The following is a 12,123-nucleotide window of genomic DNA, read 5'->3' as shown; positions in this document are numbered from 1 at the left end:
CCGTATTTAAACGAATCGCTTCGTCATACGCAAGATGTTGCGCCCGTCGGCGCGAGTGTAGCGCAAGTCGTCCATGTACTTGCGCATGAGCAGGATGCCCAGCCCGCCTTTGCGCTGCTCATCGGTGGGGTCGACCTTCTTCGCGTTGTGCGAAAGCGGGTCGTAGGCAATGCCCTGGTCGCTGAACACGAGGTGCAAGCAGCCCGCGCGCTCGTCGACGGCGGCCTCGATGTCCACCGGCAGGCGCGGCTGGCCGTCGGGGAACCCGTAGTGGCAGATGTTGACGAAGACCTCCTCGCAGACGAGCATCATCTGCGCCATCATCTTCGGCGTGCGGCCCTCGCCCTCGCAGAGAGGCTCCAGGAAGGCGAACAGGCTATCAAGCTCGGCATCGTCGGCCGGCAGCGTAAGGCGTTGCACGGGAAGGTTCCAGCGGAAGGCGAGCATGGTGATGTCGTCAGCCTGCGGCGCTTCGCCTGCGAAGGCGTCCACGCTTGCCGCCAGGGAGTTTACAGCGGTTTGGGCCGAAGATGCAGCCGCTGCGCTCGCAGCCGCCGCAACGTCCGACGCTTGCACGTCCGAGACCACGTGGGCGCCTTCCCCACCCGACGCATCGATTCGCGCCAGCGTTTCCAGCAGGCGCTCCTCGCCGTACAGCTCTTCAGCCGCGTTTGCCGCTTCCGACACGCCGTCGGTGTACAAAAGCAGGCCATCGCCCGGGCTGCACATAAAGCTGCCTTCGCGATACTTCACCACGTCCATGGCGCCGAGCACCAGCCCCGGGCGACACGCAAGATAGCCGAGCTTGCCGTTTTGCTTGAGCACCGGCGGGTTGTGGCCGGCGTTGGCGAAGCGCACCTCGCCGGTTGCCGTGTCCACCACGCACGCGAACGCGGTGACGAACAGCATGGCGTCGTTGCGCTCGCACAGCTGACGGTTGGCCAGGGTGAACGCCGTGCCGAGATCGTCGGTTTCCAGCAGGTACTGGCGCAGCAGGCTTTGCGCGCGCATCATGAACAACGCCGCGGGAACGCCCTTGCCCGACACGTCGCCGATGACGAAGGCCACGCCGCGCTCGCCCACCTCGAACACGTCGTAGAAGTCGCCGCCCACCTCACGTGCCGGGCGCATGAAGCCGGCGATATCGAGCGCGAAGCGTTCCGTGAGCGAATCAAAGTCGTGCGGCACGGCGCTCATCTGGATCTGCCTGGCCACGTCAAGCTCGGTGGCCGTGCGCTGGCGCTCGGCCGTGACGTTGTACAGGCGCTCGATGAAGCCGACCATGTCACGGCGCATCTTGTTGGTGGACTCGTACAGCTCGGCGATCTCGTAGCGGGGCTTCGTGCCGCGCTCATCGACCGCGATGCGCATGTCGTGCCTGCCCTGCTCGACGTCGGATTCCATGCGCTCGATGAAGGTCTGCTGGTCGAGGGCGAGCACTTCGATGGGGCGCGTAAAGCGGCGCTCCAGGATGTGCAGGAACGCGAACATGGGCAGGAAGATGGGCACTATGAGGATGGCGGCCTCGTGGAACATGGTGTGCACAACGGTCTGGAAGCCCTCCTCGTCGCCGGAGGCGAAGGCGATGACCAAGACCGAAACGAGAAGCATCAGCAACGCCGACGCGATAACGAACCAGATGACGAAGCGCTGCGTGAGGTTCGCCTTCTTGATGTTGCGGTACGGGACGTGGATCCAACGCGGCGGGTTGGGCATAAGCGGGCTGCGCTCGAGCGCGTAAAGCAAGGGCAGGCCGATGTAGAGCAGCATCCACACGTTATTCAAGCCGCGCGCGGCGAACGACGGGCCCGACTCGGGCGGCGCGCCGACGAACAGATAGACGGCCAGGTTCACGCACGCGCTGTCCACCAGGACAAGCCCCATGTACAGCGCCGTCTTCGACGCCGAGTCGAATCGCGGGTACGGGCGCGGGCTTTTCGCGTTCACAAGGTACCACACCCAGCGCGGCAGGCCGTTGTACATGATTTGTATCATGAAGTAGCCCGCCAGCATGAACGGCGTGGCGCCTTCGTGCAGGATATCCGAGACCAGGTTTGCCGTCGCGCATCCGAAAATGCCCGGCAAGCCGAAGAACAGCCCGAGCACCGGCCCCAACGCCGACGCCGGACGAATCTGCACGATGTCATTGAACTGCGGGACCGCCAGAAAGCCTTCAAGGACCGCCAGGTACGCGACGAAGCAGGCGGCGAACATGCCAAGGCGGCGTTTCCGCGAACGGCGCGGGGCCGCAGCCCCTTCGCCCACGGAAAGATCCCGGGAGTCGTTCGCAGGCGTTGCGCCATCTTGCAACTTTACCGGCTCCATGCCGTTCCCCTTCGTCCAAATACTCGACATCGACGATGCGTTGCGCACCCCACGCGTCCACTATACCGAACTCCCCCCACACGCGTACGCCTGAATCGGCAAGCCGTCGCGAAACCGCCGAGGGGAGGGGTGACGAGAACCGGGCCGCGAGCGCGACGTCGCGACGGGCGCCAAACCGCGACGACGACCAGGGCTCGGCGGCAGGAACCGGGCCGCCGGCGCGGCGTCGCCCGCTAGGACAGCGACTCGATGGCCTCGGGGATGGCGGCGACCACGTCCTCGGCGGTCACGCAGATGCTGGTCAAGCGTTTAGCCGCCGCCTGCGCCGAGCGAGCATGCAGCGTGGATGCCAGTGCGCAGGCGTCCACCGGCGAGAGGCCCTGCGCCAGCAGCGACGCGGTCATGCCGGCGAGCACGTCGCCCGTTCCCGCCTTGGCAAGCGCCGGGGTGCCGTCGGTCATGCGGAACACCGATTCGCCATTGGATATATAGGTAACGGGCCCTTTGACCATGGCGGTCACGCCGTAGGCGAGCGAGAGCAGCTGCGCCAGGCGCGCAGGATCTTCGGTGGGAAGCTTCAGCGGCTCGGCAAGGCGAGCCGCCTCGCCGGCGTGGGGCGTGATGACCGTGGCAAGCCCCTCCACGAAACGGCGGCGCAGCAGCAAGCGGCCCTCGGGCGTTGCGAGCGCACCCAGCCCGCCGCCGTCCACGAGCACCGGCGCGTGCGCATCGGCAAGAACCGTGCAGGCAAGCTGCGTCGAAAGCGGGTCGCCGGCATCCATGCCGCTGCCGACCAGAAACGCCAAGGGGTGATGCGGAGCCAGCGGGCCGAGCACGCGCGGCCGGGGAGCCGCATGCATCGGGCGCGCGGCCGCCAAGCGGGCCGCCGGGGCGGTGCGCACGACAGGCGGCTCCTTCAGGCCGCGCTCATCGGGGTCGAGGCGGGCGTAATCGGCCAGCTCGTCCCACGGGCGCACCACCAAAGACGGGCTTGCCGCGCGAACCTGGGCGACGCAGCTTGCATCGCAGGCAACCTCGGCGTAACCGGCGCCCATGCGCTGGGCCGCCGTCGCCGCCAGGCATGCCGCGCCCGGGTAGTCAGCACATCCCGCAACCAGCACGAGCTTGCCGCGGGAGTACTTGTTAGCCGCCTCGTCGGGCCAGGGCAACAAGGCCGCCACCTGCTCCAACGTGTATTTCTTCGTGCGCTGCATACTGCCTCCCCGCTTCGTTTTCCGAAAAAGTGTAGCGCAGGAATGTAAGCGGCGGGTAAACAATGGCGGCGAATCGTATCAGCCGGGTGCCTTGGGCGCCAAACGGCCCGCAAGCCTGGACGCGCGAACCGCAGCCTGCCATCGCCCGGCAAACGAACGCGTGCGCAAACGGGCTGCGGGCTCGCAAGCAGGACGCCGCCACGGACACGCAAGAGCCGGCGGAGGCCAAACCAGCGCGCAGCCCCCGAAACCCGCGCCCAACGTTACCTGCCGTTCTCCCCTTGCGCATCGCGGACCATGCCCATGGCCGAATGCGCGTCGGGCACCTGGGGCTGCGCAGGCGCGGGCGCTGCCGCATCCAGGTCGTCGAGCATGGTGCGCGCCTCCTTGAACTGGCGCGCAAGCTCCTCCATGGGGTCGCGCCGCTCCTGCTGCGCGCGCACCGACCCCTCGGTGATGGCCATGGCGCACGCCACCGCATCGGTGTGCGTGTACGACAGCGAAAGAGGCAACTCGCGCACGCCGAGCGCCTGCGCCACCTGCTTGGCACGGCCGGTGAGCACGGCGTATGGTCGGCCCTTCGACGTTCGACGCACTTCCACATCGCGCACGCCGATGCCCTGGGAGAAGCCCGTGCCCAACGCCTTGAGCACCGCTTCCTTCGCCGCGAAGCGCGTGGCGTAATGGACGGCCGGCTGCGCGGTGGCGTCGCAATAGCGGCATTCCTCGGCGCTGAACACCTTGCGCGCGAATGCGGGCGACCGCTTGAGGATCTTGCGCATACGCTCGATCTCCACGATGTCCACGCCAAGGCCCACCGCCCCCTCGACGGCGCCGAACGCAGCTTCCACCTGCGACGATGCGTCGTCGTTTCGGTTTTCGCCCGCTACTTTCGCGTCCTCGACCACAAGCGACCTCCCTGTAAAGCAAGCGGGCGCCCGAACGGCGCCCGCACCAACGTTGCCCTTATTGTACGCGAACCTACTCCACCGTCACGCTTTTCGCCAGATTGCGCGGCTGATCGACATCGCAGCCGCGGGCCACGGCGATGGCGCGCGCGAGCAGCTGCAACGGCACGCTGGCCGTGATGGCCGAGAACGCGTCGCGCACCTTCGGGATGTAGATGACGTGATCGGCATGCTTGCGGATCTCCTCATCGCCCTCGGTGGCGATGGCCACCACCATGGCGCCGCGCGCCTTGCTCTCCTGCAGATTGGACACCAGCTTGTCGTAGACGGGGCTTTTCGTCGCCACGGCGATGACGGGGAAGCCCTCATCGATCAGCGCAATGGGGCCGTGCTTCATCTCGCCGGCCGGATAGGACTCAGCGTGCAGGTAGCTGATCTCCTTGAGCTTGAGGGCGCCCTCGCGGCTGACCGCCGCGCCCATGCCGCGACCCACGAACAGCGCGCTGCGGGCTTCCTTGCACGCCTGCGCCGCCTCCTCGACCGCCGGGCCGCACTCGGCCAGGATACGTTCGACCTGCTCGGCGGTGTCGGCGAGCTCGCGGAACAGCAGGCGGATCTGACTCATCTTCAACTTGCCCTTGACCTGCGCCAACAGCATGGCAAGCAACGTGAGCGAGACCACCTGGCCCAGGAACGACTTCGTGGAGGCCACGGCAATCTCCTTGTTAGCCTTCGTGTAGATGACGCCGTCGGACTCGCGCGCCACGGGGCTGCCCACCACGTTGGTGATGCCGAACACGCGCGCGCCCTTCACGCGGGCGTCGCGGATGGCCGCCAGCGTGTCGGCCGTTTCACCGGACTGGGAAACCGCCACCACGAGCGTGGTGGGCGTGATGATGGGGTTGCGATAGCGGAACTCGCTTGCGACCTCGCACTCGCAGGGGATGCGCGCCCAGCCCTCGATGAGGTTCTTCGCGATAAGGCCGGCATGGTAGCTGGTGCCGCACGCGATGATGTAAACACGGTCGATGAGGTTGAGCTCCTCCACGGAAAGGTCCAGCTCATCGATGGAAAGGGCGCCGCCCACCAGACGGCCCGCCAGCGTGTCGCGGATGACGCGCGGCTGCTCGTGGATCTCCTTGAGCATGAAGTCGGGGTATCCGCCCTTCTCGGCCACGTCGAGGTTCCAGTCAACGTGCGTGACCCGGGGATCTTCGATGACCTGGCCGGCGGCGGTGTAGTACGTCACGCCCTCGGGCGTGAGCTTGGCCAGCTCGCCGTCGTTCATGACCACCACGTCGCGCGTGGCGTCGATCATGGCGATGATGTCGCTGGCGACGTAGGCGCCCTCGGCGCCCTGGCCCACCACCAGCGGGGAGTCCTTGCGCGTGGCCACGATGGTGCCCGGCTCGTCGGCAGACACGACGGCCAGCGCATAGGCGCCCACCAAACGCTCGCACGCGGCACGAACTGCGGACAGCAGGTCGGGCGCGCCGTCGCGCAACGCCTGCTCGATCAGATGCGGCACCACCTCGGTGTCGGTGTCGCTGGTGAAGGAATGCCCCGCGGCTTGCAGCTCCTCGCGCAGGTCGGCGAAGTTCTCGATGATGCCGTTGTGCACCACGGCGATGCGGCCGTCGCAGCTGGTGTGCGGATGGGCATTTGCCTCGCTCGGGCGGCCGTGGGTTGCCCAGCGCGTGTGACCGATGCCGCATGCGCCTTCGAAGTTGAAGTGCCCCAGCGTGTGCGCCAAGCTGGAAACCTTGCCCTTGCGGTGCACCACCTCAAGCTTGCCGTCCTGGTAGATGGCCACTCCGGCGCTGTCGTAGCCGCGATACTCAAGGCGCGACAGGCCCTCGATCAGGATGCCCTGCGCCGGGCGCGTGCCCGTGAAACCGACGATTCCGCACATGCGATTGCTCCTCACAGGTAGGTTGCGGCCCGAAAGCATCGCACGGCGGGAGCGAACGCTCAAAGCCGAGCTGCCTGGTCGGGCTTTTCATCGCGTACATGGTAGGGCAGCGTCCGACGCGCGCACCAAGGCTGCAGACAATCTCTAACGCGCCAGCCGCTCGCCCTGCGCACAGCGCCGTTCGCAGCAAGTAAGCACATGAGCAACGACGTAGCGTCAACCCTCCCCGGAAGCGCCAGCTTCACTTCACTCGCAGGTGGCGGCAAAGTCAACGAGGGCCGCTGCGGTGCCCCGAATTCGCGGGAGCGTGAAGGCGCCGCGTACTTTGGTACGCAAGCCTTCAGGCTCGTGCGAAGGCGGGGTGCCGCAGCGGCCCGCAGTGTCGAGTAAATTCGCCGTTCGGCAGAACGGCGAAACCGTTACACTTCTGCGATTACCTCTACTTCCACCAGGGCGCCCTTGGGGAGTTTGGCCACGCCCACGGCCGAACGGGCCGGACGGGCGTCGCCGAAGGACTTGGCGTACTCGGCGTTGAATGCGGCGAAGTCGTCGATGTCATCCAGGAAGCACGTGGCCTTCAGCACGTGGTCGAAGTCGGTGCCCGCCTCGGCCAAGATGGCGGCCACGTTCTTCATGACCTGCGCCGTCTGCTCCTCGATGGTGGTGCCGACAAGCTCGCCGGTCTCCGGGGACAGCGCGATCTGGCCGCTGGCGAACAGCAGGTTGCCGCACACGCGGCCCTGCACGTAGGGGCCGATGGCCGCGGGGGCGTTCGGGGTGGCGATGACCTTCATGATGGTCGTCCTTTCCGGGGCTTTGCGCCCCAACATGCGCGCTTATGCGCGCGGAACGGCAGCGCTTTGCACGCTTCGCCCCGAACTGCCACATGGGCCGCACGGGGACGTAGCGCCAACCGTCCGGAAACCGGACAGCATTTTCGCACCCTTCCCAAGCCTTAAACCTAGGCAAAGCGTCGAATTTTGTCGCGCTGATATGGAACCTCCCCATTGTAGCGCTCGCACGGCTATGATGTTCACCGACACTAAACCGCCGCGAACCGAAAACAAAAGGGGTGAAACTATGCTGACGCTGGACGCATTCGAAGAAGCCGCAGCCAAAGTCAAGGAAGTTACACAGGAGACGAAGCTTATTGAAAGCCCCTACTTCAGCGAGATTTCCCGCAACCGCGTGTTCTTCAAGCCCGAGAACATGCAGCGCACCGGTGCCTACAAGGTGCGCGGCGCCTACTATAAGATCAGCACGCTGACCGACGAGGAACGTGCGCACGGTCTGATCACCGCTTCCGCCGGCAACCACGCGCAGGGCGTCGCCTACGCCGCGCAGCATTACGGCGTCAAGGCCACCATCGTCATGCCCACCACCACCCCGCTCATCAAGGTCGAGCGCACCAAGGCCCTGGGCGCCGACGTGGTGCTGGCCGGCAACGTCTACGACGAGGCCTACGAACACGCGCTCAAGCTTGCCGAGGAGAACAGCTACACGTTCATCCACCCCTTCAACGACCTGGGCGTCGCCACGGGCCAGGGTACCATCGCCATGGAGATCGTGCAGGAGCTGCCGCTGGTCGATTACATCCTGGTGCCCATCGGCGGCGGCGGGCTTGCCACGGGCGTCTCCACGCTGGCCAAGCTGCTCAACCCCCACATCAAGGTCATCGGCGTGGAGCCCTCCGGCGCCGCATGCATGAAGGCCTCCCTTGAGGCGGGCCACGTGGTGAAGCTGCCGCGCGCCAACACCATCGCCGACGGCACCGCGGTGCTCGAGCCCGGCGACAAGATCTTCCCCTACATCCAAGAGAACCTCGACGGCATCATCACCGTCGATGACGACGAGCTGATCGCGTCGTTCCTGGATATGGTCGAGAACCACAAGATGGTCGTGGAGAACTCCGGCCTGCTCACCGTGGCCGCCCTTCGCCACCTGGACTTCCAAGGCAAGAAGGTCGTCTCCATCCTCTCCGGCGGCAACATGGACGTCATCACCATGTCCTCGGTGGTGCAGCACGGCCTGATCCAGCGCGACCGCATCTTCACCGTGTCGGTGCTTCTGCCCGACCGCCCCGGCGAGCTGGTGCGCGTGGCGCAGGTCATCGCCGACAACAAGGGCAACGTCATCCGCCTGGACCACAACCAGTTCGTCACCACGAACCGCCAAGCCGCCGTGGAGCTGCGCGTCACCATCGAGGCGTTCGGCACCGACCACAAGCAGCAGATCGTCAAGGCGCTCGAAGGCGAAGGCTTCCGCCCGAAGCTCATCAACGCGCATCTGTAAGGCAAACCCGACGAGGGAACGAAGCGTCGCATAAGCCCCTTGCCCTACAACCGCATACGCAAGTCGCACAACGCGCAGGCCCCTGACCGGTTTCTTTCGGGATTCGATTGGTTGGGGGTTTGCGCGTTTTCCCGTTTTACACAGGGAAAACGCCGACGGGCTTCTCAAAGGGGCCTAGGAAGAAAGGACAGCATGGAAACCGCACTCATCAAAGTATTCGCCTTCGTCTGCATCATCATCGCAGGCTACTGGATGGGCCACACCGGCAAGCTCGGCAACATGCCCGGCGAGTTCGTGTCGAAGATCGTGTTCACGTTCACGCTGCCTTGCGCGGTGCTGCACGCGTTCGGCGCTGCCGACTTCTCGCCGGAGATGCTGCTGCTCGTGCCCCTCGGCTTCGCCTTTGCCTTCGGCGCATACCTGGTCACCTTCGCCATCACCCCGCGCGCCAAGCGCAGCGAACGCGCGTTTTACCTGCTCAACGCCTGTGGATTTAACCTGGGATGCTTCGCGTTGCCGTTCGTACAGGCCATCTTCTCGCCCACTATGGCCGTGGCCACCTGCCTCTACGACGCCGGCAACGCGTTCATGATGGCCGGCGGCTCCTATGCGCTCACCGGCCTGATCGCCGGGGGCAAGCGCATCGAGCATCCGGTGCGATTCGTCGCCAAGCGCCTGTTCTCCAGCCTGCCCTTCGACACGTACCTGCTGATCATCGTGCTGTCGGTGGCGGGAGTGCGCCTGCCCTCCGAGCTGGTGGCCTTCACCGAGCCCATCGCCAATGCCAACTCGTTTCTGGCGATGTTCATGCTGGGGCTCATGATGAGCTTCTCGGTCTCGCGCGAACGCATGGCGAAGGTGGCCCGCCTGGTAGGTTTGCGCGCAGCGTTCAGCGTGGTGCTGACCTGCATCGTTTGGCTGGCGCTTCCGGTCGACGACGTTATGCGCGCCCTGCTCACGCTGCTGGTGTGGAGCCCGGCAAGCGCGCTTGCGCCTATGTATACCCAGATGTCGGGCGGCGACGGCGGCCTAGCCGGCTTCGCGAACGCCCTCACCATCATCCTTGGCGTGATCGCCGCCACCCTTATCGCGCTGACGCTGGTATAGCGCTTCGGCCCGCGCGGCGACGGCAAGGAGCCGGCGCCTCGACGTTGACGGCTCGCAGGCCCGCTGCCGGCGAGCTGGTCCGCAAGGCACCGGTCCGCACGTCGGCGCCTTGCGGACCAGCGCCGCTTCCCTGCCGTGCCCGCTGGCGCCACCGCTTTCCAGCCGCACGCGCCTTCGGCGAAAAATCTTTTGCGAAGATTCCCCAAACATGTTGACTGCGGTTTACTTATGCTTACTATGTTAGCCACGGATTACATGAATGGGAAGGAGCCGCTATGATCATAGGCGCATCAGGTGCGAGGCCGAGCCGCACCGCCGATCTTGAGCGCAAGCTGGTGCACCACTGCTCCCCTGCGCTTGCCGGCCTGAAGCCGGCGAACATGTTCGTATACCGCGAAGGCGCCGACGCCGGCGAAAACCTTGACGGAAGCGCCGCGCTCAGTGCCCTCGACTCAACCAAGTTTGCCCATGATCTGGGCATCTGCCGCAAAAAACTCGAACCGTGCGGAGTGCGTATCGAGATATTGGCACGGCGAAAGACCGGCCTATTGTTGTACGTGTACCGTCCAACCATGCTGAGGGCATACCTTACGCAGCCCGAGGTATTCCGCTATCTGCAAGACGAGGGCTACGACCCCTCCGACCTTTCCGCCTGCATCGCCAAGCTGCACCGCCGCATCTGCGGAACCGACCTGGCCGCCACGCTTTCCGGCAGCTGTGCGTTCCCGCACGAGATCGGGTTCTTCTTGGGCTACCCCTACGACGACGTGGTGGGCTTCATCGAGAACAAGGGCGAGAACAGCCTGTGCAGCGGCTGCTGGAAGGTGTACAGCCGCGCCCGCGATGCGCAGGCGTGCTTCTGCTGTTACAAAACCTGCACCGCGGCCTACGAGGACCTGTTCGACGAGGGCGTGCCCATCGACTGCCTTGCCTCCATCGACGAGAACTTCCCCGCTCAGGAGGCGTTCGCGGCAGCGGTGTAACCTGCGTCCGTAGGCGCGAAAGGCTCGCAAGCGCGCAAACGCCGCAAGCATGGAACGCCGGCGGCGGAACGCACCCTTGCCGCATTCGCGCCGAACGGTCGATGCGCTCGCCCGAAGCGCCTCGACCGTTCGGCACAAGACCGACGCTTCCCTTGCAAACGAAAGGATATGCAGATGAGCAAAGTAGCAGTGGTGTATTGGAGCGGCACGGGCAACACCGAGGCCATGGCAGATCTGGTGGCGCAGGGCGTGCGCGCGGCGGGCGGTACCGCCGACCTGGTGCAATGCAACGATTTCAGCGCTGACCGCATCGGTGACTTCGACGCGTTCGCCTTCGGCTGCCCGGCCATGGGCGACGAGGAGCTTGAGGACACCGAGTTCTTGCCCATGTACGACGAGGTCGAACCCGCGCTGTCCGGCCAGAAGGTGGCCCTGTTCGGCTCCTACGACTGGAACGATGGCGAATGGATGGAGCTGTGGGAGCAGCGCGCCGACGAGGCCGGCCTGAACGTGGTGGACAGCGTCATCGCCAAGGATTACCCCGACGATGACGCCGCCGCCGAGTGCATGCGCCTAGGCGCGCTGCTGGCATAGCGCAACTTACGAACCCCTATGGTTCGCGAAACCGACGATCAACCATGAAAAAGGGCCTCCCAAGGGAGGCCCTTTTTCGCGCTAGCGGACAAGCCGCTCCGTATAATGCCGCAGCCGGGATCCACCTCGCCAATCGCGCAACCTGCCCAGCGAAACGGGCCGCCGCATGCGGTCGCTCGCCTTGCGACGGGCGCGCAGCTAGCGCTGGATCGCGTAGTAGCCGGCTTCGCGGACGACATCCTTCACGCGGTCCATGTCGAGCGGCTGCTTGGACAGCACGTGCGCGTTCTTCGCCGCCAAATCGACCCGCGCCCACACGCCGTCGATACCGTTCAGCGCATTCTCAACCGCGGCGGAGCATCTCTCGCACGTCATACCGCCGATCGGCACATCCGTCGCATACGGATAGTTCGCCTCATCCGTATCCTCGACATGCGTGCGCTTGACCTTCTTCGCGCTCTTCCCGCCGCAGCATGAGCCATCACCCGAGAACGTGCGAACGGCCCTTCTAGCTGCGAAAACGACGGCAACGGCGATGACGATGCAGATGATCACGGTCGCGACCATGGTCCCACCTTTCTTAGCTTTGGTTAACAGACAAGGCAATCATAGCACTTGTATACCCCCATGGGGCATATTCGAGCATTATTTCCCATTTATTTGCTAGGCTTATCGGCGGTACGAAAAACCAGGTATCTGAATTTCGAAATACCCCGCAGACCGAATCTCCTATATTCCTATTGACCCGCTTCCTATGCTTCGGTATAACTACAAACCGTCACCAAGTT

General features: G+C 65.1%; 10 protein-coding genes. 4 read left to right on the top strand and 6 right to left on the bottom strand.

Annotation, left to right across the window (positions count from 1 at the left end; all coding sequences use genetic code 11):
• Window positions 1-6: 6 nt before the first annotated feature.
• From RDW26_RS00310 to RDW26_RS00290, 5 genes are all read right to left on the bottom strand, one after another.
• Complete coding sequence (locus RDW26_RS00310; RefSeq protein WP_307981980.1) at window positions 7-2,325, bottom strand: SpoIIE family protein phosphatase; 2,319 nt, start codon at window positions 2,323-2,325, stop codon at window positions 7-9.
• A 233-nt stretch (window positions 2,326-2,558) separates the two neighbouring features.
• The gene (locus RDW26_RS00305) at window positions 2,559-3,539 is read right to left on the bottom strand and encodes an NAD(P)H-hydrate dehydratase (protein WP_307979630.1); all 981 of its coding nucleotides are present in this window, start codon (window positions 3,537-3,539) and stop codon (window positions 2,559-2,561) included.
• A gap of 263 nt (window positions 3,540-3,802) precedes the next feature.
• Window positions 3,803-4,447, bottom strand: a complete 645-nt coding sequence (acpS, locus tag RDW26_RS00300) for a holo-ACP synthase (protein WP_307981978.1) — start codon at window positions 4,445-4,447, stop codon at window positions 3,803-3,805.
• 73 nt (window positions 4,448-4,520) lie between these two features.
• Window positions 4,521-6,359 carry a glutamine--fructose-6-phosphate transaminase (isomerizing) gene (gene glmS, locus RDW26_RS00295; RefSeq protein ID WP_307981976.1) on the bottom strand — a complete coding sequence of 613 codons (1,839 nt, stop codon included), beginning with the start codon at window positions 6,357-6,359 and terminating at the stop codon, window positions 4,521-4,523.
• 419 nt (window positions 6,360-6,778) lie between these two features.
• Window positions 6,779-7,153 (bottom strand): RidA family protein, encoded by a 375-nt coding sequence (locus tag RDW26_RS00290; RefSeq protein ID WP_042432748.1) that lies wholly within the window; start codon window positions 7,151-7,153, stop codon window positions 6,779-6,781.
• A 286-nt stretch (window positions 7,154-7,439) separates the two neighbouring features.
• Between RDW26_RS00290 and ilvA the strand changes: the two genes are divergently transcribed.
• From ilvA to RDW26_RS00270, 4 genes are all read left to right on the top strand, one after another.
• Entirely contained in the window at window positions 7,440-8,651 is a 1,212-nt protein-coding gene (ilvA, locus tag RDW26_RS00285) for a threonine ammonia-lyase (RefSeq protein ID WP_118349872.1), read from the top strand.
• Between the two features lie 192 nt (window positions 8,652-8,843).
• The gene (locus RDW26_RS00280; protein WP_288578112.1) at window positions 8,844-9,758 is read left to right on the top strand and encodes an AEC family transporter; all 915 of its coding nucleotides are present in this window, start codon (window positions 8,844-8,846) and stop codon (window positions 9,756-9,758) included.
• A 275-nt stretch (window positions 9,759-10,033) separates the two neighbouring features.
• Window positions 10,034-10,741 (top strand): DUF3793 family protein, encoded by a 708-nt coding sequence (locus tag RDW26_RS00275; RefSeq protein WP_298627708.1) that lies wholly within the window; start codon window positions 10,034-10,036, stop codon window positions 10,739-10,741.
• Between the two features lie 174 nt (window positions 10,742-10,915).
• A complete protein-coding gene (locus RDW26_RS00270) occupies window positions 10,916-11,335 on the top strand; it encodes a flavodoxin (protein WP_042432742.1) in 420 nt (139 codons plus the stop codon).
• A gap of 198 nt (window positions 11,336-11,533) precedes the next feature.
• Here the strand turns inward: RDW26_RS00270 and RDW26_RS00265 are convergent, their stop codons facing one another.
• Entirely contained in the window at window positions 11,534-11,902 is a 369-nt protein-coding gene (locus RDW26_RS00265) for a heavy-metal-associated domain-containing protein (protein ID WP_298627705.1), read from the bottom strand.
• Window positions 11,903-12,123: the final 221 nt, after the last annotated feature.

The sequence above is a fragment of the uncultured Senegalimassilia sp. genome (assembly GCF_902464545.1).
Lineage (GTDB): Bacteria > Actinomycetota > Coriobacteriia > Coriobacteriales > Eggerthellaceae > Senegalimassilia.
This window is presented reverse-complemented; position numbering and strand designations above follow the sequence as displayed.